18 protein-coding genes are annotated in these 22556 nt (G+C 53.8%); 6 read left to right on the forward strand and 12 right to left on the reverse strand.

The features are described from left to right. Window positions 1-58: 58 nt before the first annotated feature. From ptsP to pgi, 4 genes are all read left to right on the forward strand, one after another. Window positions 59-2929 (forward strand): phosphoenolpyruvate--protein phosphotransferase, encoded by a 2871-nt coding sequence (ptsP, locus tag QT230_RS18365; RefSeq protein ID WP_308323607.1) that lies wholly within the window; start codon window positions 59-61, stop codon window positions 2927-2929. After that, complete coding sequence (pfkB, locus tag QT230_RS18370; protein WP_308323608.1) at window positions 2929-3900, forward strand: 1-phosphofructokinase; 972 nt, start codon at window positions 2929-2931, stop codon at window positions 3898-3900. The genes ptsP and pfkB overlap by 1 nt, the downstream gene beginning before the upstream one ends. Next, window positions 3897-5630: a PTS fructose-like transporter subunit IIB gene (locus QT230_RS18375; RefSeq protein WP_308323609.1), complete on the forward strand. Its 1734-nt coding sequence runs from the start codon at window positions 3897-3899 to the stop codon at window positions 5628-5630. Before pfkB ends, QT230_RS18375 begins: the two co-directional genes overlap by 4 nt. Before the next feature lie 201 nt (window positions 5631-5831). Continuing rightward, window positions 5832-7499: a glucose-6-phosphate isomerase gene (gene pgi, locus QT230_RS18380; RefSeq protein WP_308323610.1), complete on the forward strand. Its 1668-nt coding sequence runs from the start codon at window positions 5832-5834 to the stop codon at window positions 7497-7499. Window positions 7500-7674: 175 nt separating this feature from the next. Here pgi and QT230_RS18385 read toward each other — a convergent pair whose 3' ends face one another. The 8 genes from QT230_RS18385 to QT230_RS18420 form a co-directional block, all read right to left on the reverse strand. Then, window positions 7675-8592, reverse strand: coding sequence for a PhzF family phenazine biosynthesis protein (locus tag QT230_RS18385; protein WP_308323611.1), 918 nt, complete (start codon window positions 8590-8592; stop codon window positions 7675-7677). 165 nt (window positions 8593-8757) lie between these two features. Next, window positions 8758-9495: a sulfite exporter TauE/SafE family protein gene (locus QT230_RS18390; RefSeq protein ID WP_308323612.1), complete on the reverse strand. Its 738-nt coding sequence runs from the start codon at window positions 9493-9495 to the stop codon at window positions 8758-8760. 694 nt (window positions 9496-10189) lie between these two features. Beyond that, entirely contained in the window at window positions 10190-10951 is a 762-nt protein-coding gene (locus QT230_RS18395) for a LuxR family transcriptional regulator (protein WP_308323613.1), read from the reverse strand. A gap of 448 nt (window positions 10952-11399) precedes the next feature. Continuing rightward, on the reverse strand, window positions 11400-12113 hold the full coding sequence (locus tag QT230_RS18400) for a Fic family protein (protein WP_308323614.1): 714 nt from the start codon (window positions 12111-12113) through the stop codon (window positions 11400-11402). Between the two features lie 213 nt (window positions 12114-12326). Further along, complete coding sequence (locus QT230_RS18405) at window positions 12327-12821, reverse strand: GNAT family protein (RefSeq protein ID WP_308323615.1); 495 nt, start codon at window positions 12819-12821, stop codon at window positions 12327-12329. A gap of 101 nt (window positions 12822-12922) precedes the next feature. Then, entirely contained in the window at window positions 12923-13225 is a 303-nt protein-coding gene (locus QT230_RS18410) for a hypothetical protein (protein WP_308323616.1), read from the reverse strand. 237 nt (window positions 13226-13462) lie between these two features. Further along, the gene (locus tag QT230_RS18415; RefSeq protein ID WP_308323617.1) at window positions 13463-13999 is read right to left on the reverse strand and encodes a DinB family protein; all 537 of its coding nucleotides are present in this window, start codon (window positions 13997-13999) and stop codon (window positions 13463-13465) included. Window positions 14000-14068: 69 nt separating this feature from the next. After that, window positions 14069-14800, reverse strand: coding sequence for an SDR family oxidoreductase (locus QT230_RS18420; protein WP_308323618.1), 732 nt, complete (start codon window positions 14798-14800; stop codon window positions 14069-14071). A 171-nt stretch (window positions 14801-14971) separates the two neighbouring features. Here QT230_RS18420 and QT230_RS18425 point away from each other — a divergent pair, with 171 nt between their 5' ends. Together QT230_RS18425 and QT230_RS18430 are read left to right on the forward strand one after the other, a co-directional pair. Next, complete coding sequence (locus QT230_RS18425) at window positions 14972-16054, forward strand: PA0069 family radical SAM protein (RefSeq protein ID WP_308323619.1); 1083 nt, start codon at window positions 14972-14974, stop codon at window positions 16052-16054. A 41-nt stretch (window positions 16055-16095) separates the two neighbouring features. After that, entirely contained in the window at window positions 16096-16395 is a 300-nt protein-coding gene (locus QT230_RS18430; RefSeq protein WP_308323620.1) for a winged helix-turn-helix domain-containing protein, read from the forward strand. An 11-nt stretch (window positions 16396-16406) separates the two neighbouring features. On the opposite strand, the gene QT230_RS18435 is transcribed toward QT230_RS18430, so the two are convergent. Genes QT230_RS18435 through coxB form a run of 4 tightly spaced genes read right to left on the reverse strand, consistent with a single transcriptional unit; the run spans window position 16407 to window position 22546 of the window. Continuing rightward, window positions 16407-18593, reverse strand: a complete 2187-nt coding sequence (locus tag QT230_RS18435; RefSeq protein ID WP_308323621.1) for a cation-translocating P-type ATPase — start codon at window positions 18591-18593, stop codon at window positions 16407-16409. Between the two features lie 5 nt (window positions 18594-18598). After that, window positions 18599-18961: a hypothetical protein gene (locus QT230_RS18440; RefSeq protein ID WP_308323622.1), complete on the reverse strand. Its 363-nt coding sequence runs from the start codon at window positions 18959-18961 to the stop codon at window positions 18599-18601. Between the two features lie 4 nt (window positions 18962-18965). Next, window positions 18966-21506, reverse strand: a complete 2541-nt coding sequence (gene ctaD, locus QT230_RS18445; protein ID WP_308323623.1) for a cytochrome c oxidase subunit I — start codon at window positions 21504-21506, stop codon at window positions 18966-18968. Next, window positions 21503-22546 (reverse strand): cytochrome c oxidase subunit II, encoded by a 1044-nt coding sequence (coxB, locus tag QT230_RS18450; RefSeq protein ID WP_308323624.1) that lies wholly within the window; start codon window positions 22544-22546, stop codon window positions 21503-21505. The genes ctaD and coxB overlap by 4 nt, the downstream gene beginning before the upstream one ends. Window positions 22547-22556 lie beyond the last annotated feature (10 nt).

Genomic DNA, 22556 nt, shown 5'->3' on the forward strand with positions numbered 1-22556 from the left:
TACGATTCATCTAGCTCACTTCGATGCGCTACGACTATGGTTCTACATGGAGACACCTATGTTGACACTCGGCCCCAATGACATCTTGCTAGGCCGCAACGCTGACAGCTGGCAAACCGCGCTGGACAGTGCCGCTGAAACGCTGGTTGACGCCGGATTGGTTGAGGCCGAGTACCGCGACGGCTTGCACGCCCGCGAGGCGCAGTCCTCAACCTTTCTAGGCAACGCCATTGCGATACCCCACGGTACGCCGGAAAGCCGCCAGTATGTAAAGCAAACAGGCGTGCGCGTACTGCAGTTTCCCCGCGGGGTTGAGTGGCACGACGGCCAGCAGGTACACGTACTGGTAACGATTGCGGCCCAAAACGATGAACACCTGGATATTCTGCGCCAACTGACGCACGTACTCGACAAAGAGGGTGTTTCCGAGCAGTTGGCCAGTGCCACCTCCGCGACAGATGTCGCGCGCCTGCTTTCCAAACCGGCGCTTGAGCCCCGCCTGGACGCCGACACCCTATGCGTCAACTTTCCCGCCCGCGATCCACAAGAGCTGGTTTTAGCCGCGGCCGCCCGCTTACGCCAAAGCGGCTGTGTCGATAACCGCTTCATTACCGCCGTCGCCGCAGCGCAGCCCACCTGGTTAGGCGAAGGAATCTGGCTGGCCAGCAGCGCCCAGGGCGTTAACCAGCCCGCGCTTGGGGTCGCCACGCCAGCGGAGCAGAGCCTGGAGAGCGCGGGCCACCCGGTACATGCGTTGTTCTGCCTGGCTGCCCACGGCGATGCCCACCGCCCGCTGTTAGAACAGCTAATGGCGATGTTAGAAAACGGCGCAAGCCAACGCTTGGTGGGCAAAACCAGCGCGCAACTACTGGCCACCCTAGCAGGCGAGACCGCCAGCACCCAGACCCGCCGGGTGCGTGTGCTTAACCCCCACGGCCTGCACGCCCGCCCCGCCAAGCAGTTGGTGCAAGTTGCCCGCGCCCAGGCCATGCCGATTCAAGCACGCCTGGAAGAAGGCAGCGCCACACCGGTTTCCGCCGCCAGCCTGACTAAAGTGATCGGCCTGGGCGCTCGGCGCGGCCAGTGGCTGGTACTTTCAGCCGAAGGCGAACAGGCAAGCGCAGCGTTAGAGGCCGTCGCAGAGGCCGTTGAATCAGGCCTGGGAGAAAAAGTAACGCCCTTTGACGGTGGCTTTGACAGCACCCCGCAAGCGAGCACTGCCCAAGCGGATATCGAGCCCCTCGCGGCTGACACGCCCCACGCAGGCGTGGCCGCATCCCCCGGCTTGGCCATTGCGCCGGTGTTTGTCATTCGCCCGATGCAGTTCGACTACGCCGAGCACGCCAGCGACGCTGAGCACGAAATCAGCCGTTTAAACAGCGCGCTAAAAGAGGGTGCCGCCCAACTGGAAAGCTTGGTGCGCAAGGCACCCGGTGGCGAAGTCGCCGATATCCTCTCCATGCACGAAGAGATGCTGGACGACCCCGAACTCCATCACGCGGCAGTGGATGCCATTCGTGAAGACCGCTCAGCGGAGGCAGGCTGGTGGGAAGCGATTGAGACCGCAGCCCACGCCCAGGAGATGCTCGCCGACCGTCTGCTAGCCGAACGCGCCGCCGATTTGCGCGATGTCGGCCGTCGGGTGCTAGGCGTGCTTTGCGACGTGACACTTCCCGAACCGCCGGATCACCCCTACATCCTGGTCATGGACGATATCGGCCCTTCCGATGTGGCCCGTCTGGATACTTCCCGGGTACGCGGTCTGCTCACCGTTCGCGGCGGCGCCACGGCGCATAGCGCTATTCTGGCCCGCGCGTTGGGTATCCCTGCGGTCGTCGGCGCTGGCCAGGCAGTAATGGCACTCAACAACGCCAGTATGATGATTTTGGACGGCGAACGCGGCCGAGTCACATCGCAGCCTTCCGAGGAGCGCCTGCAACGCGCCGAACAGCAGTTGCTCGACCTCCAGCAGCGTGAAGCCGATGCCTGGGAAACCCGCTTTGAGGTTGCCCAAACCCGCGATGGGCACCGTGTCGAAGTCGCTGCCAACCTGGGCAACACCGCCCACGCCGCCGATGCGGTGGAGCGCGGCGCCGAGGCCGTGGGCCTGCTGCGTACCGAATTCCTATTTATGGCCCACGCCAGCGCCCCAGACTTAGCCACCCAAATTGGCGAATACCGCCAGGCGATTGACGCCCTCGATGGCCGCCCACTGGTCGCTCGCACGCTAGATGTGGGTGGCGACAAACCGCTCCCTTACTGGCCGGTGCCCCAGGAAGACAACCCCTTCCTGGGCCTGCGCGGTATTCGCCTGGCGCTGACCCAGCCCGAAGTGCTCGAAACCCAGCTGCGCGCGCTGTTGATGGCCGGCAAAGACAGCCCTCTGCGTATTATGCTGCCGATGGTCAAAGACATTGCCGAGTTCCGCGCGGTCAAAGTCATCTATGATCGCCTACTCCAGGAGATTCCGACTTCCCAGCGCGCCACCGATGTGCAGCTTGGAGTGATGATTGAAATCCCCTCCAGCGCGCTGTTAGCCCCCAGCCTAGCCGCCGAAGTGGACTTCTTCTCGGTAGGCACCAACGACCTAACCCAGTACACCCTGGCCATCGACCGCGGCCACCCGGAGCTTTCCGCCCAGGCCGATGGTTTGCACCCTGCGGTGCTGCGCTTGATTCAAATGACCGTGGCGGCTGCCCACACCCAAGGTAAATGGGTCGGCGTTTGCGGCGAGTTGGCCTCTGACGCCGTGGCCATTCCAGTGTTGGTCGGCCTTGGCGTAGACGAACTTTCCGTCAGCGCACGGCAGATTCCGCTGGTCAAGGCTCGCCTGCGCGAATTTGATTTTGCAGATGCCCAGGCCAGCGCTCAACTCGCGCTTTCCCAAGCGACCAGCGATGAAGTGCGCGATGCGCTGGAGGCGCGCTAATGGCCCGCGTGCTGTGTATTACCCTGAATCCTGCGCTGGATTTGGCGTTTAATCTCGACGCGCTGGTGCTGGGCAGCGTCAACCGCCCCACCAGCGCGCAATTAGAAGCCGCGGGCAAAGGGGTCAACGTTGCCCGCGTACTGGCCGGACTGGGCCACGACGTCACGGTCAGCGGTTTTTTAGGCGACGATAACGACGCGCCCTTCCAATTGGCCTTTGCCAAGTACGCCTTAACCGATGCCTTTGTGCGCGTGCCGGGCGAAACCCGTATTAACGCCAAAATTGCGGAACAGAGTGGTCGCGTTACCGACATTAACGGCCCCGGCATGCCGATCAACGCCGAGTATTTGCAGGCACTGACCGATACGTTGAATACCGAGCTTGCCAGCGCAACGCCCCCACAAGCCATCGTTCTGGCGGGTAGCCTGCCCCCAGGGCTCTCTCTTGACGATTTCAGCCAACTGTTAAGCCACTTAAACACCAGCGGCGTGCCGCTATGGGTGGATACCAGCGGCCCAGCGCTCAATGCCGCGATAGCGACGCACCCTGCCGGTGTTAAGCCCAATGAAAATGAACTGGCCGAATGGGCGGGCGAAGATATGACGTCTTCCGATGCGCGCTTAAGTGCTGCAAAGCGCTTGCATGAAAGCGGCATCGCCAATGCGCTGATTTCAGCGGGTGCGGAGGGAGTGCTGTGGGTGAACGCCCAAGGTGCTTGGCACGCCACACCGCCCAAGGTCACCGCCACCAATACTGTTTGCGCCGGGGACACCTTTGTCGCTGGCATCCTGCATGGCCTGCTTAGCGGCCACGCCCCCGAGCACACCCTTCGCTTCGCCACGGCGTTGTCTGCCGAGGCCGTTCGCCACGTCGGCGTGGGCGATCCCCATGCAGCCGATTTCGATTCACTCCAACAACACACCCGGATACGGCGTTTTGATGACACCATCACCGAGGGAGCCACGCTATGAATATTATTCTGATTACCGCCTGCCCCAGCGGCATGGCGACCACCTTCCTCGCGGCTAAGCGCCTGGAACAAGCTGCCCAGCGCCAAGGCTGGACGGCCCACGTGGAGATGCACGGGGAAGTCGCCCCGCTCCAGGCCGCAACCGCCGAGCAGATCGCCAACGCCGACTTAATCGTGGTGGCCGCCGATCATGTGCCGGCCCCAGAGCGCTTCGAAGGCAAGCGCCTATTCCAAGCGCCGATTGCCAGCGCCCTCCCCGACCCAAGTGGCTTTCTCGCCCAGGCCAAGCGTGAGGCGCCCATTTACAGCGCCCCGGCTGCTGCGGGGACAGCCACAACCCCAAGCGAAGCGGGTGGCAAGAAAATCGTTGCCGTTACCGCCTGCCCCACCGGGGTAGCCCACACCTTTATGGCCGCCGAAGCGCTAGCAGAGGCGGGCAAAGCCATGGGCCACGCCATTCGCGTGGAGACTCAAGGCTCGGTAGGCGCTCAAGACCAGTTGACGGAAGAAGAGATCGCCGACGCCGATGTGGTCGTACTGGCTTGCGATATCGACGTTGATCCGGCTCGGTTTGCAGGCAAACGCATCTACCGCACCTCGACCGGCAACGCGCTGAAAAAGCCACGCCCCACTCTTGAAGCCGCGCTCAGCGAGGCTGCTATAGAAAGCGGCAACAGCAGTGCGGGCAGCGCGAATAAGAGCGTTAAAGAGAAAGGCGTCTATAAGCACCTACTCACCGGCGTTTCCTTTATGCTGCCGATGGTGGTGGCAGGCGGCCTGCTGATTGCGCTCTCCTTTGTGTTTGGCATTGAAGCCTTCGAGCAAGAAGGCACTCTGGCCGCCGCGCTGATGCAGATTGGTGGCGGCACCGCCTTTGCGCTGATGATTCCGGTACTTGCGGGCTACATCGCCTACTCCATCGCCGACCGGCCCGGTATAGCGCCGGGTATGATTGGCGGCATGCTGGCGGCCAATATCGGCTCCGGCTTTATCGGCGGTATCTTGTCAGGTTTCCTGGCGGGCTATGTGGCGTTGGCGGTGACGCGTTACGTTAAACTGCCTTCCAGCGTTGAATCCCTCAAACCGATTCTGATCATTCCGCTGGTCGCCAGCTTGGTCACCGGCCTGACCATGATCTACGTGATTGGCGAACCGGTCGCGGCGCTGCTCACTGGCCTGACCAGTTTCCTGGAATCCATGGGCTCTACCAACGCGGTGCTATTAGGTATTTTGCTGGGCGCGATGATGTGCTTTGACCTGGGTGGCCCGGTCAACAAAGCCGCTTACACCTTTGGCGTGGGCCTGCTCGCCTCTGAAACCTACGGCCCCATGGCGGCGATTATGGCCGCGGGCATGGTGCCCGCCATTGGTATGGGGATTGCCAGCTTTGTCGCGCGCAACAAGTTCTCTGCGCCGGAGCGCGAAGCAGGCAAAGCATCCTTTGTACTTGGTCTATGCTTTATCAGTGAAGGCGCGATCCCCTTTGCGGCCAAAGACCCGCTGCGCGTGATCCCCGCCTGCATGGTGGGCGGTGCTCTCACCGGCGCCCTCTCAATGCTGGTAGGCGCGCAGCTAATGGCGCCTCATGGCGGCATCTTTGTACTGCTGATTCCTAACGCCATTACCCCAGCGCTGCTCTACCTTGGCGCTATTGTAGCGGGCTCGTTGGTAACGGGGTTAGGCTATGCGTTTATCAAACGCGGCGCGGCCCAAGTCGCCGTTGCCACTTAAGGGCTTATCATCAAATGTGAAGGGCAGGCATAGCGCCTGCTCTCACAACCTGCCCTCAGAAAAAATAGGTAGTCTTACGCAGTTAATCTCCTTCACGGTATAAATACACTCCACTATTTACCGCTTTTTATGTAGTATTTTTACATAACGCCACTTTTCGCATTGGTTTGCCACGTTCACTTATAACAAACGGATCGCACTATGTTTCAGCTAACTCGCAGTGTCACCTGGCAGGCGCTTGACCGCCTACGCGATAAAACCGCTAACGACCGCATTCGTGACTACTTCACCCATGACCCACAGCGCTTTGAGAAGATGAGCCTGCGGGTCGGCGGGCTGTTTCTTGACTACTCAAAGCACCACGTCTCTGATGAAGTGCTTGCCAAACTGCTTGAGCTGGCCGACCACTCTGCGCTGGTTCAACGCCGCGCACAGATGTTCTCCGGCGACATTATCAACGTCACCGAAAACCGCCCGGTACTGCACACTGCCCTGCGTAATTTAAGCGATGAACCGGTTCATGTAGACGGTGAAGACGTGATGCCGGAAATTACCCGCACCCGCGAACAGATCAAGGTGTTCTCGGAAGCGGTGCGCAGCGGCGAGTGGAAAGGTTACAACGGCCAGCGCATTAAGGATGTGGTCAATATCGGTATTGGCGGCTCGGATTTAGGCCCCAATATGGCGGTGCGCGCGCTGCTCAAATACCGCCACCCGGAGCTGCATTTCCACTTTGTTTCCAACGTGGACGGCACCCATATTCAGAAGGTGCTCTCGCGCCTCGACCCCGCCACCACACTGTTTATCGTCTCCACCAAAACCTTCTCGACCCAGGAGACGCTGCTCAACGCCAAAACAGCCCGGCGCTGGTTCCTGGAGAACGCTGGCGAAGACGCCGACGTGGGTGCGCACTTTATCGCCGCTTCCACTAACCGCAAGGCAGCGATGGAGTTCGGCATTCGCGAGGAGAACGTATTCGAGTTCTGGGCTTGGGTGGGCGGTCGCTACTCCATGTGGTCGTCTATCGGTTTGCCGATTGCGCTGTCGATCGGTTTTGAAGGCTTTATCGAACTGCTGGAAGGCGCCCACGAAATGGATAACCATTTCATCAACGCGCCCTTCTCACAAAACATGCCGGTACTGATGGCGCTGATTGGTATTTGGTACATCAACTTTGTTGGCGCCGAAACCCAAGCCATCGTGCCTTACGACCAGGCGCTGAACCAACTGCCCTCTTTCCTGCAGCAGCTGGATATGGAGTCGAACGGTAAGTCAGTGGATATTTTCGGCCACCCGGTTAACTACAAAACCGGGCCAATTGTCTGGGGCCAAACCGGCTCCAACGGCCAGCACGCTTTCTTTCAACTACTGCACCAGGGCACCCGCTACGTGCCCATCGACTTTATCGCCTCGCTCAAGCCCGAACCCGGCGTGGAAGACCACCACTTCGCCCTGCTCACCAATATGCTCGCCCAGGCCAACGCCTTTATGGAAGGCAGCCAGGGGGACAGCAAAGAGCTAAGCCAGCACGACCCCTACAGTTGCCCCGGCAACCGCCCTTCCAGCACGTTACTACTCGACGAGCTAACGCCGAAAAACCTCGGCGCATTGATCGCGCTCTACGAGCACAAGGTGTTTGTGCAAGGGGTGATCTGGAATATCAACTCCTTTGACCAGTGGGGTGTGCAGCTTGGCAAGCGTATCGCCGGTGAAATCAGCGAACGCATCGATACCAACGCCGCTGACTTCGACGCCTCCACTCAAGGCCTGCTGGAACTGGTTCGTGCCCACTTCCCTAATGGCGATAGCGGCGAAAAGGATAGTGCACCGGTTAGTGCCGGAAAGAAGCCATCACGGAAAAAGCGCTGACCGAATAGGTTGGCAAACGGAGAGAAAACCAACGCCTTGGCTTGAGAGAGCCAAGGCGTTTTTAATTTTTAATTTTAAGCGAAGTGTCTTCCTTTCTCTATCGTCAGCCCTTGAGGGGCAGATGTCGAATTCTCTATCAAGTTCGGCATGGAAAACAGTGAAGCAATTCGACTGCTTATTTTCCAGGGATAGTTTTGCACGCACGGCCTGTGATCAAAACCCGTCCATTTTGTCCCTCTATTTTCATTCGTCCGCCATTGGTTGAAGCCTGCCATGCATACAAGACTTGAGACTGACAGATAGCAGTCCAATAAGAATAAAGCTTGCAATGAGCAGAGATACAGACTTGGCTTTCAAAAATGGCAATACGTGGTGCGAAGAAACGTAAAACGAAATCATATCCAGTATTGAGGCTTTTGGAAGAGGTTTGAGCCGTCAAGATGATACCTCTGCACTCAAGCTTTTCAATCTCTGTAAAATCAGGTACAAATCCCGTCACATAATTCTCGGAGCGAGCAACTGCAATTAAATCATCTGTAGAGCGACGAACCTCCAACAGATCCAGGTTTAGCACATTTTCAACTAACGAGGCAGTAACATCATCAACTGAAGAGCTGTCAAATTGAGGCAGATCTAAAACTATCTGGCCACTCTCTCTGCTAGCCAGTAACATACCGCAGCGGGATCTGAACCACAGCTGGTTATTCAACCCACCTCTCCGGTCAAATAGCATGTAACTTGCTGCCATTAAACCATATCCACACAGATCAAGCTCCGCAGTCTTTGTGAACCAGCGAATCAAGAAAGTTTTAGATGTATTATTCTCATCTAAGGTAACTAGAACAGGCAGTGACTCTTCGAGAGTGACAATAACAGGTAATGACATATGTTGTGCTAAAGCACTCATAACAGCAGAATCAGGAGGGCTATAACACCACAAGACACCAGTGGGATTTCCATGAAAGCTTGTATCAGTGCAAGCATGAACGACCATAACTTGCTTGGACAGCAAGATTAGTTCAGTGGTGGATGCTCGGCTTTCAATTGTTTTAAATCCATTGCTATGTATTTTATTGTAACTCCTTAGTGTCATTCAAGCTGATTCCATCCAGAAATTACAACGAAATCGGCTTTACTAACCTGGAAGCACATTCTGTTCTATATAAAAGTACTCTCATAGTCGAAACAACTGCGTCTTGAATGAAAGGCTTATTGAAAATCTTGATATCACCTGTCTCTTTTCAATTCTATATAAAATTTAAAAAAAAATTTTCCATAAAAAATAGATAATATTTTTTAAACATAAAATAGATATCACCACCTTTAATGCCATTCTAGCCAAGTCATCATTAACTTTATCTCTAAAATGAGTCCCTACATAAGAGCCAGCAACAGCAAAAACTGATGTAACTAAAATATGAGGAAGATAATCTTTAAAAACAAAACCCAATGATGTAAAAACAATAATTTTAGCAACATTAACCACAGTATTAACTGCAGCATTTGTTACAACAACTTGATCTGGGTGATAACCTTCTTTGAAAAGAAGTGATGTGCTTAGCGGGCCTGTTGCGCCAACATATAGAGACATAGAAGTCTGGACAGCGCCTAGAGAAGCATAACGACCAGGTATTTTTTTAAGAATACTGCTTATTGGCGTCCATAATATAAAAAGTATAAATACACTTGTAGTAACTGGTATAATAGCCACATCGATATATTGTAAAAGCTTTGCTCCAAACAATGTACCTACTATTGAACCGACTAAAAAAAACAACAAAGGTTTAACACATGTATGCTTAACACCAAATACCCATCGGCTGAAGTTGCTAGAAAGCTGTACCGTTCCATGTACTGGGATAATTACATTTGCTGGCAATATACCTGGAAGAGCAGCAAGTAGAAGAAGACCACCGCCCATTCCGACCATAGCAGTGATACACGAAGTGACCAGCCCCAATACTGAAAGAAGTACCAATGTAGATAGAAGATCCAATCTTAATACTCCTCATTGCTAAAAAATCACTCAAGTATAATATAAAAAACCTACACAAATCTGCTCTTCGATTTTTTCATCTGTAGTAACACGCAACACTCTTCTTCAGCTGGGAAAGCAGTTCGTGCATGCATGACAGATGAATTGTCTGCAATAATAACTTGATTCTCTTTAACTTAACTAAAACCAAAATCATAAATCACGCATATAAAATATATATTAGAATAGAAATTAATCAACTGTCGTTTATGACAGGTCAATATAGATAAATTCTGTGATATAGTAACTTCCGGGCTCATTGCATGAGCCAAAAGGATACGACAGAGCTTATCTTAAATTACCTAAGACACTGAAAATATTAAAACTAGTTGTTATATAAATGACCTTCATAGGGTTAACTTCAACCATTACACCATTTAGGCTAGATATCTTTTACTGGGTGTCGAAAAGGCAAGATCGGGTGAAAATTATCGAAAATAACGCACTATATGCGAAAATATTTAATGGAAGAAATCAATGAAATCTGCCATTATAGAGTGGTCTTGAAAAAGATTATTTTGACACAATAGTGGCTTGACGATACCACAAATTGATACTAAATATTAAAAAGAGCATCGCCAATCAGGTCAAACTTCTTGCTATATTAATATAGATGTGAAATTTCATAAACTTATCGACTTCAACAAAAGAAATGCTATATAACCCCATATAAAATTGCCTTAGATACCGCACTTACCTTATTACTTGCACCCATTTTATAAGAAACATTTTTAATATGAAACCTAACAGTAGACTCAGAAATTACCATTATTTTGGAAATTTCCCAATTTGTTTTCCCATCAGCAGCCCAAGCAATAACTTCACGTTCTCTTTCAGTTACTTTATCTATTTTTGATTTTCTCTCTATCTTTACAGCACATGTATCGGTCATGACTTTATTAATAGCGGGCATTACTAAATATGACAGAGCAAGTCTTGGGTCATTATCACGCATAAAAAAATCATCGCAGCTTGACGAAGCAATACTCAATAAGCTCCACTCCCCTCCGATGCTGTGAAGAGGCACAGTCCAGCCATACGACAATCCAAATTCCTTTGCCTCTTCCATAATAGGTTTATCACCAACAAGACCACAATCTATGTTAGACCATTTAAACGGCATAACACTTTTTTTACAAATTTTGACAACTGGATCAAAAGATGCGTAACCGTTATAGTCATAATGGTCCCTCCACTCCTGCGGGTAGCCATTTATCAAAATAATTTCATCTTTTTTATACCCATGATCTGACGGAGTAAAGCAAGCGTAAACGTAGTATTCACAGCCAACAAACTCAACAAAACTTGAAATACTACTCAGGAGGTTTTCCTTATTTTTAGATTTTGATATTTTATCGATGTATGTTTCATACTCTTCATATAGGGATGTAAATGCTAACCTAGCACTATTCTTCATAATTTACTCCTATTATAAATATTTACAACTAAATTAAATTTTGCAACATATTACACTGCAAGTCTATTATTCATTATGTGTAGTAGAAACCGTACATACAACTAAAATAAACATTAATTTCTTATTATTTCGTATACTTACAGAGCACACGCGCTCAATATCTAAGTGCAACTCTCTCTAATCGAGTATCGTGTTACCATGGAAAACAACTATCATCAACTCAGCACTACTGTCCAAGTAACACTTATGTTAATGATGCGGCAGGAAGCCAGCCGAGTGTTACCATCAAAGACCGCTACGCAGTTAATCATACCGGCGCTAGGTTTGATCCCGTTTTACACCATATTGGCACAGGTAGCTTGCCATATTTCACTGCTCACCATGCGCTGAGCCAAGGCCAAATTTAGAACCTTGCGAGCGACCTGAAGCGCTTAGTTGATCTCGCCCCCTAGCCAATGGATAGGTCTATTCTAAAATTTTTGATAATGGTCGGCTGTAAACAGCTACGTAAGAAGGCATTCATGGGCCGCATATCGTTGCTAATGTAACAATCCATCATCAGGGCATTGAACTCTTGCTGACGCTTGGCGGGCACATTGATCATCGGGAACCCGTAGGCCAGCAAAATGCCATTCATCATAAAGCGGCCAGTGCGCTTATTAACGTCCCAGAAGAATTGCGCCCTAGCCATCTGTAGAAAAGCAGTGATGGCTTGGTCGTAACTATCCTCTTCGCTTTCTACCTGCCGCTGAACCTCATGCCATCTAGCGTCAAGCTCATGAGGCGCTGGCGGCTCATAGTCAGAACCTGCGATCGTTACATAACCTGAACGAAACTTGCCCCACTCCAAGGCCTCTTCCTTGCCTGCGATGGCATGGATGTCTAGGGCGGTTTGCTTATCAAAGCGAAATTGGCCTTTATCGACTAGCGCGAATATATGTTCCCACGCTTTTGCCTGGTTGATCGCCATATTCTGATCGCTGACTTGATGACCGCCAACGGTTATACCATCCAGGATCGTCTGAACCTCCGGCAGAGTCATAGCGACCCCTTCCAGGTTCACAGCATCGTATACCAGAGCAGGCAAATCACGCACTGCCAATTGCCTAGCCAAGCGCACATTAGGCTTCATGTTCCACTGTTTATCATGTGCTGTTGCCATGGTGCCACGTCTCGTGTTCTGCAAATGGGACAAGTATATCGCTAAGGAATGGAGCACGTGTTGTGAGTAAGCTATCTATCACTATGAAGAACGAATAGTCTCTGATGACGCGCCCTTTTAACACCTCTCTGCTCGCGCATTTTCTACCAGTATCGACTCCGATAAATCGTGGCGGTGAAAGAACCTCTTAACCAGATAGCCCCGATGGACTTACTACCGCTTGAATAAACGTTCTGATCCTTGGATATCCCAGTACATAATATGCTGAGGCCCCGCAGCGCCGCCCAGGTATTGCTCACCTGTTTCATGGAAGCCCGCCTTTTGGTAACAGGTGTAAGCTGCGGGGTTCTTGGTGTTCACCGTCAGATAGATTCGAGGGTAATTCGCATAGTTCTCTTTTAGGTAGGGAAACAACGCTTTTACCGCCAGCGTACCAAGGCCTTTGCCCTGCTGCTTGGCGTCAATAATAAACGTGCGTAGGCCTATGCTGCCTTCCGTACAAAAGTCATAACCATCAGCATAGGCTATATCGATTTTGAAGCATCCTACCACCTGGTCATTGTGTTTAATCACATGCAGGTGTGTAGCCTCATTGCTATCAGCGAGAAACTCCTTAGCGGTGCCCACAAATTTCACCTGATCATCGCGCACCGCGATACTGCGTACCTTGGCGATATCCGCTGCATTAAGTTTTTCTAGCTTGATCATTTAGCACTCGTTTAAATGTTTACACAGCTGGCGCTTAGCCAGCAGTGCCGCTAAAGCAGTAGAGATAAGGCTGCACCACTGCAATGGACATTGACCGTCGGCTATGAATCAACACCTGCGTACTTAATCTTCTTATATAGCTTACCCATAAAGTTAGCTCCTACTATCAATCCTACGCTGATGACGAGAACGGACAGCGAGCCATAGGCAATAATGCCACCCCAGGCCCACTGACTAATTGTTGTGCCTAGGTGTTGAACAAATAGATAGACGCCTATCAGAAAGCTACCTGCTCGCACCAAGCCTGCCTCACTAATATTTACGCTTGGATCTACAACAGAGCCAGCATGGATTTTATTAGCCAACGCTCGTGCTGAAAACCATAGTACAACGCCCGCCGCCATGGGTATTAGCACTCCAGCTATCAACATAGGCAGCCATTCGTTTATTGACTCATCCGAGCCCGGGCTAAGCAGAATCGGGGACACTGACAGAAGAGGATTAAGCGCTAGGTAAATTGCCAACACACGTATCAGTAGGATCGAAAAAATGTTCATAGCATCAGTTTTTTTAAAGTCAGCATCATCCTAGGTCGTAATCACGAATGGATTACCCGCTTAAACAGTTACTGCTAATTAACCTTACGCCTCTTCCGAAATCAGCGCCAGCAGATCGGTGACGCCTATATCCAAACCAGCTTGCGAGAGCAGCGTAGATACCTGCCCGCGGTGATGGGTCTGGTGGTTGAAGAAGTGATAGATAAGGCTTGAATAGCGCCGGGTGGAAGCGATTCCTTTGCTGTTGTGGTAGCTCAACGTGGTGCTCAAGTCTTCGTCTGTCAACGCTTCTATCCAGTTAATAATCACGCTATCCAGCCACTGACGGTGCACTTTTAGGCCATCCAAGTCATCAAACATGATTTGATTAAGGCGCTCGGGCATAGGCAACGCCACCATTACCGCAAGCGTGGCGGTAGAAGAAGGATGGGTTGCAAACCGCTTAAGCCACATGGTGTCCGCTACTACGATGTGATTCAGAGTGCTATAAATAGAGCCAAAAAAGGCGCCTCTATCCTCGATAAGCTCAGCTGTGCCCAGCTTGCTAGCCGTATCGTATACCTGTGCGTTCATCCGCTCGTTATACGTGGCCATTAGTTTGAAGTGTTGTTGAAGTTGCATAAGTTTTAAGACCTTTCCTAGTCAGATGCAGCATCCCTGTAGAAAGCTCGTCATAAGGGTGCAGCAATACTATCGCCCACCGGCAACATCCATAAATGCCCCCGTAACGTACGAAGCTTCATCCGAAAGCAACCAAGCAATGGTATTGGCCACTTCCTCAGCGGCACCGCCACGCTGCATAGGAATTTGTGGTGCTAAACGATCTACCCGCCCAGGTTCACCACCATCGGCATGCATATCAGTGTAGATAAAACCGGGACGAACCGCGTTAACACGAATCCCCGCAGCGGCAACTTCACGAGACAACCCTTTAGTCAGGGTATCCATAGCGCCTTTTGATGCTGCGTAATCCACATACTCAAAGGGCGAGCCTGTTTGGGAGGCAAGCGAGGAGACATTAACGATGACACCGCCTGCTTGGAAGCGTCTAACGGCTTCTCTCGAACATAGAAAACAGCTAACCACGTTGCTATTGAGTACTTGGCTGAAGCGCTCAAGGTCGATATCAACCAATTTAGATTGAGTAAACAGAATGCCTGCATTATTGACCAGATGGGTAACATTTCCATAGCGCGCTTCTGCTGCATCAAATAGCCGGATCACGTCAATTTCACTACTGACATCCGCTTGATAGGCAAACGCTCGGCCACCTTCCCGGGTAATGGAATCAACCACATCATCCGCCCGCTCGCGGTTAGCAAGATAATTGACACACACCGCATAGCCTTTAGTCGCCAGCAGTTTTGCAGTCGCAGCTCCTATACCTCGGCTTCCTCCCGTCACGATAACCACTTTCGACATGATGCCTCCTCGCTGGCGCTGTGTTCACAAATCCACTCATCAGATTAACTCCGTCATAGTGACTTGGGTAGTTTCACCAAAGCCAGCTGTCGTATTCATTCATTTGCGGACTATTGCTTTCTTACCTTTTCACAACTACTGTATATAAAACCACTAAAAGGAGGTGAACAAATGGCATCTCTTAACTCACCTTTTCAGCCAGCCACCTACAAAGGGCGCGGCGCGACGTACGACCCGCACAACCGTTTTTCGCCTACCCGTAGCGTGGCAGAAGATGACGGCTGGTGGCGGGAAGAAGCGTCAACGACCATCGCCACCGAAGTGCGCGAGGAAGTGAGCAAAAGCGCGCTCTCCTGGAATAAATCGCCGGATTTACCCTTTGATCGCTCGCTGAACCCCTACCGCGGCTGTGAGCACGGCTGCGTTTATTGCTACGCCCGCCCCTCCCACGCCTACTGGGATTTATCGCCAGGGCTGGATTTTGAAACCAAATTGATTGCCCGCAGCGGGTTAGTGGAGCGGCTAGCCGAAGAGCTTTGTCATCCCAACTATGTGTGCCGTCCGATCAATCTTTCCGGCAACACTGACTGCTACCAACCGCTTGAAGCCAAACACCAAACCACTCGGCGGTTGCTTGAGCTGCTTTTGGAGTGTCGCCATCCGGTAACGCTGGTGACTAAAAGCACCCTGGTGCTGCGCGATTTAGAGCTACTCGCGGAGATGGCCGAACACCGCTTGGTACGCGTATTTGTCAGTTTGACCAGCCTGGATGCCAATTTAAAACGCACCTTAGAGCCACGGGCGGCATCGCCTCAGGCGCGCTTGCGGGCGATTCGTGAACTAAATACAGCAGGCATTCCGGTGGGCACGCTGATTTCGCCGGTTATTCCGGGGCTGACGGATCATGAAATCGAAAACCTTTTGGAAGCTGCCAGCCGTTCGGGGGCACGCACCGCCGCCTGGATGTTGCTGCGTTTACCTTATGAAGTCGCGCCATTATTCGAGGCGTGGTTAGAAGCCCACTACCCGGAACGCGCCGCTAAAGTGATGAGCTTAATGCGCCAGTGCCGGGGCGGTAAGGCGTACGATGCCAAATTTGGTAAGCGCTTTCGCGGGGAAGGGGTATTTGCGGATTTAATCGCCCAACGCTTTGCCCGTGCCAGCCGCCAGTGGAACATGCAGGATCGCACCGAGCAGGGTTTGAACACCCGAGATTTTCGCCCGCCACGAGCACAGCATGATTTATTCATTTAAGCTAGGCGACACATGCATCAATTAGCTGCAAAGGAAGCCGAATGCCCGTGCTTAGCAAAACCAAATCGAGTTTTTACCGCCGCTTATATGTCGCCCATTTGATCGAACAAGGTATCGCCAGCGTGCCTGCGTTAATCGAGGCCACCGGCATGCCCCGGCGCACCGCCCAGGATACGATCGCCTCCCTGGCCGAGCTGGATATCGAGTGCGTCTTTAGCAAAGATGACGGCGAGCGCCACAACATTGGCCGCTACCAGATACGCGATTGGGGCGCGATAGATCCAAGCTGGGTAGCGACAAATGCAGAACGGCTTAAACAAGCGCTAGGCTATTCGCTTTAATGCGACTTACCTTATTCATCTTCATCCGGTTCAGCCCACGCCAGTCTCGCAGCATTAAGGGTCACTGTTAACGAGCTAGCCGCCATGGCAAGCACTGCGACCAACGGCGGTATGGCCATCAGCACCACTAGCCCGAGTGCCAAGGTGTTATAGAGCGCCGAAAAAAACAGGTTTTGCACCATGATACGTCGAGTGCGTTTGGCAATGCCGAGCAGCTTCACTACCCCACCAATTCCGGGTGCCATAAGCTGTGCGGCAGCCCCTTCACGGGCGGCCTCACTGGCACTCAGTGGCGCGATTCCCACATCTGCCGCGGCTAGGCTTAAGGTATCGTTTAAGCCATCCCCCACGTAGAGCGTTGGCGATGGCAGCGCCTGTAGTAACCGCGCCTTGGCTTCCGGCGAGCGTTGGGCATAGCAAGCTTCACGGGCAAGCCCCACCCGCTCGCCTAACCAACTCACCGCGCCCTGCCGGTCACCGCTGATCATTGCCACCATATACTCTGAAGCCAGCAGGCGCTTCACGCTAGATTCAGCGTCGTCCACCGGTTGATCGGAGAGATAGAGCGTAGCTAACCAGCCAACCTCATCGGCTACCATCACTTGAGAAGCAAAAGCCAGCGCTGCGTCTTCCGCTTGGTCAGGCAGAACGATGCGCTGGCGAACCATCCAGCTAGCGCTGCCCACCGACAGCCATTCGCCGCTACTTAATTTCACCCGGCGCCCTTCCCCAGGCACTTCATTGATCTCTTCGCACGGTTCCGATTGTTGATCGCCGAGGCTACTTGCCCAGCGTGCTAGCGCTTGGGCCAAGGGGTGTTCACTACCCGCAACGGCGGCACTAAGCTTGCGTTGTAGGGCTTGCCGATCAACACTCTCCCGCGCCTGCCAGTGAAGCACTGCGTGGCTACCGGTGGTTAGGGTGCCGGTTTTATCCAACGCAACCGAGCGAATGCGCGCCAGAGTTTCAAGCGCTGCCGGGTCGCGTAGTGCCACGCCTTGCTGCATGACCTGACCGCTACCTGCCAGACTTGCCAGCGGCACGGCAAGCCCCACGGCGCAGGGGCATGCCACGACTAATACGGAAAGCGCGCGCACCCAGGCATTCTCCCAACCCAGCCCCAATAACAGCGCAGCGGGCAGTGTCAGTAACGCGAGCACTAGCGCTAGCGGGCTTAGCCAAGCGGCAAAGCGGTCAGCAAGCTTCTGCAATTCGCCTTTTTTAGCTTGGTAGCGGCGCATTTCATCACACAGCCGATCCAGTCGCCGCTTGCCTACCCCAGCACTGACCTGCATGACGATAGGCGTAGCGCCCAGATAGCGGCAGCCCGCGTATATCATCTGCCCTGCTTGAAAATGTCGCGGTAAGCTTTCCCCGGTCAGCGAAGCGGTATCGATCCAACCAGGCTCCTCAAGGGTGCCGTCGAGTGCCACCAACGCACCGGGCGCTAGCTCAACGCGCATTCCCGCCTTCACGTGATCTACGGGCAGCGATGCCCAGGCTTCCTCTTGCCAAACTGTTATATTCACATCCGGCAGCGTCAGGGCATCCAATGCTTTTAACCCCCGATGGCGACACAGCGTCTCGACCAACCGCCCAACGAGTAAAAGCACAATCAGCATCACTGCCGTGTCGAAGTAGACCTCTGCAGAGCCGCGCCATAGCAGCCATACCGAGACCATCACCGCGCCGATAACACCCAGGCTAACCAGCACGTCCATACCCGGGCGCTTGGCCAGCAGCGTGCGCCACCCAGCCCGGTAAAACGGCACGCCTACAAACAGCACAACGGGTAGTGAAAATGCCCCCGATACCCACGCGACGACCAGTTCAATCTGCTTATCGGGCAGCGCTCCGGCGTAGATCAGTAGAGAGGCGAGCATCGTCCACATGCCGAACAGTGAGCCGACCAGCAGTCTAAGCGTTAAGTAGCGGCTCTCCGCTTCTAAACGCGCATGGGCGTTCCCCACCGGTTCAAGCTCTGTCAGCCTATAGCCCAGCCGCTTAACCTTGGCGGCAAGCGTTGAGAGTTGGATAGCGGCAGGCGTGCCGCTGATGAAAAGCGTTGCGCTTGGGTAGTGCACGCTAACCTCACGCACACCTTCAAGATGCTTAAGCGAGCCCTCCACGGCTAGGGCGCAACTGGTGCACCACATACCGTGGAGGGTATAGAGCTTTTCCACGTTGGTGTCCGTCATACCACTCACAGACAAGGCGGAATGCCGATTATCGGCATTGCCGCAAACACAACGCCTAGGGTAGAGAAAAGATACAGGCCAGCGGACACCGTGGCATTAAAGCGCAGCCGCCCGATCTGGCGCTTGGCCATACGGCAACAGCCCACCGTTAGCACCGCCAGTAACGCAATCGCCGCAATACTGACGGCAAGCAGCATAGCGTTCACCAGGGTGAAGACGCCCTGCTCGGGAGCAGGCGGCGCGACTGCGCAGGCGACCGCATGTCCGCCATAAACCGTTACAAACCAGATACACCATAGCGTTAAGCCAATCACAAAATGCAGTGGATGGGTAAGGTGTAGGCGCTGCATCGTAGGCGGTTTCCACATCGGATTAGCTCCCTATTACGCGGGGCAACACGGCAAGCGCGCCCACGAGTATCCAGAAGGTCACCAGGTTATAGCGCCACCATTGGGCAACCACGGCGGGTTCGAAAGGCGCATGGGCACCCACATAGCCATAGCCCACCCGCAGGCCCTGAAGCAGGGTAAGCACGGCGCCTAAACCGCCGTGTAGCAGCACATAGGCCAGCCCGACCAAAATGATCGCATCATGGGCGGTCTCGGTAACCGCCAGGTCTGCACTCAGCAGCACCCAAAGCGTTATCACTACCTGCACAAATCCAAGGGCACTGATGCTATACATGCCCACTACCAGCCCCGCATCCCTACCCTGTCGCAAACCGCGAACAAGTTTTTCGAGAATTCCCGCGCCAGCGGTTAGCGCTGCCCCGGCCAGGATCAACCCCAGCAAGGAGAGCGGTGAAGACTCGGGCATCCGCCACTCCGGCGATACCGTCCACAGGTAAAACCAACCAAACAGATACGAGAGAAAGAACGAGCCGTTAGCGATTAGCGTGATCGACATGGCCCATAGACCCGGGCCATCCATGGTACGCGAGTGCAGCGGCGGATCGCCGGGAGCAACCTCCGCATCCGGGGCAGCTTTTGGATGCGCCCCGTTCTCCCACGACCAGCGCAACAGAAATAGCCCCGCAATAATCACCGCAATACCCGCCAACGGATAAAGACGCGTTAGCAGGCTAATACAGACAACCGCCAGCGCCATCGCAGCAAACAGCGGCCACCAGGAGTTACCCGGCAGGTGAATAATTTCACGCACTTTGCCGGTTATCGGGTCGGTGCCCCACATTTCCCGGCGGCCATGAGTCGCCACCGCCAGACTATGCTGACCTTCTGCCATGGTACTGGGTAGATCCGGATTGTCCCAGAGCGGATGACGCGTCTCGACGTTGGGTAGGCTGACAAAGTTATAGGCACTGGGCGGCATACTGTTAGCCCACTCAAGGGTGTCTGCATTCCAGGGGTTATGCTTGGCAGGTTTGCCGAAACGGAAATGCAGCGCAAAATCGAGCAGCACCATGGCAATGCCCGCGGACATGATAAAGCTACTCATGGACGATAGCAGGTTGAAAATATCCCAGCCCATGCCCGTCTCATAGGAGTAAACCCGCCGCGGCATACCCAGCAGGCCAGTCCAGTGCATGATCAGGAAGGTGCCGTTAAAGCCCAGGAAGGTCAGCCAAAAACCCCATTTGCCCAGGGTTTCAGACGGTATCCGCCCGGAAAACAGCGGCAGCCAGTAGTAGAGCCCGGCAATTAGTGGGAAGAACATTCCGCCCACCAACACATAGTGCATATGCGCTACGACAAAGTGGGTATCGTGCACCTGCCAGTTAAACGGCACCAGCGCCAGCATTACTCCGGTTAAGCCGCCACACACAAAGATAATCAGGAAGCCCATGATCCATAGCATGGGTAACTTCATCTTGGGCTTACCCAGCCATAGCGTGGCCAGCCACACAAACACCTGAATCGCTGTGGGCACCGCCACCAACATACTGGCGGCGGAGAAGAACGCCTGGGCCAGTTGAGGGATGCCCACGGTAAACATGTGGTGAACCCAAAGCCCAAAACTGATAAAGCCAGTCACGGCAATGGCAAACACCACCCAGCCATAGCCAACAATCGGACGGCCAGCAAACACCGGTATCAGCGTGGAGACTATGCCCGCTGCAGGCAGAAAGATGATGTACACCTCGGGATGGCCAAACAACCAGAACAGGTGCTGCCAAAGAATCGGGTCACCGCCGCCGGCCACTTCAAAAAACGGCATCCCCACCGCGCGCTCAAGTTCCAGCAGAATACTGCCCAGAATCAGCGGCGGAAAACCGACCACGATCATCAGCGCCATGGCGAGGATATACCAGGCAAACAGCGGCATTTTGTGCAGCGCCATGCCCTGGGTGCGGGTACGCAGTATTGAAACCACCAGTTCAACCCCGGCAGAGAGCGCGGAGATCTCAACAAAGGTAATCCCCAGCAGCCAGAAATCGGAGCCCAACCCCGGCGAGTACTCGCTGCTGCTAAGCGGGGTATACATAAACCAGCCGCTATTCGGCGCCATCTCCAGCACCAAACTAAACGACAAAATAATGCCGCCAAACAGGTAGCACCAGTAGCCCAGTGATGTCAGCCGGGGGCAAACCAGATCCCGGGCGCCGATCATCTTGGGAATCATATAAATCGCCAGCCCTTCAAGCATGGGGATGGCGAACAGAAACATCATCACCGTGCCATGCATGGTGGTGACCTGGTTATAGATATCCGGCGTCATAAAGTCTTGATCGGGGAGCGCCAGTTGGGTGCGCACCAGCATGGCCAACAGGCCGCCGACCAAAAAGAACACCATCCCGGTGACCATAAATCGCAGGCCGAGCGTGGTGTGATTGACAATGGTGAGGGCCTTCAAGCCACGCGGATTGCCCCAGATCTCGTGCAAATCACTATGCAGTTGATGGGGGCCTTTGATGTTATCGCCTTCGGGGGTCGCTTCACGGTTGATAGTGGTCATGGGGTGAGCGTCTCCAGCCAAGCACCCAGGCTCTCCAAGGTGGCCGTCTCGATATCATTGTGGGGCGGCATTTTGTTGCCCGGCTTTAACTCTTGATGGTGCTGAAGCCAGCGGGTTACCGCTCCCTCTTCCATGGCCATAATGCCCGCCCCGAGGCTGGTACGGCTGCCAAGATCAGAAAGATCCGGCCCCTCCCTACCAGAGGAGAGTCCTGCTACCCGGTGGCAGCTCGCGCAATGGGTCATAAAGGCCTCCCTGGCCGATTCATGCTGTTGGTCGTTTTCCGCTAGCGCTGCCAGTTGATCCGTTTGGCGGGCGGCCAGCCAAGCTTCGTAATCGTCGCGCTCGACGGCTTCTACATAGAGCTGCATTTGGGCATGCTGGGCACCGCAGAACTCGGCGCACTGGGCGCCAAATACCGCCGGCTCATCCGCCTCCAAGCGGATTTTATTCACCCGCCCGGGAACCATATCGATCTTTCCGCCCAGGCGCGGCACCCAAAAAGCGTGAATCACATCAGCACCGCTAACATGAAAATCAACCGGTTCTCCCGCTGGCATAATGAGCTGATTAGAGGTCACCACCTCGCCCCTTTCCGCCCCTGGGTAGCGAACTTCCCACCACCACTGATGGCCGATAACTTCGATGACCTCCGGTGGTTCTGCTAACGGCAGCGGCAATAAGCGCTGCCCAGTAGGCACCCCGAAGGCCAGTAGCGCGGTAATGCTCGCCACCGGCAGCACAATGCCGCCGCCTATAATCCAGCGGCGCGCTATTTTTCGCTCATCAGCAGGCGTTCGCGTTACTTCTTTGCGCTTGAAGGTATACAGCCAAAAAGCCGTGACCAGCACTAGAACCACGGTGCCAAACCCCAGCATTACCCACCAGATCATCACCACATCGCGTGCGGCCTGACCGGCCGGGTCTAGAATAGACTTATCCCCTGCGCAACCGGTTAGCAATAGTCCAGCCAGTAGCGCCAGTGCTATGCCAAGCGAGTTGACCCGCTGTAGGGTTAAGCGTTGAATAGTGTGCTTCATCCCTTGAATT

It is taken from the genome of Halomonas sp. SpR8 (assembly GCF_031010195.1).
Classification (GTDB): Bacteria; Pseudomonadota; Gammaproteobacteria; order Pseudomonadales; family Halomonadaceae; genus Vreelandella.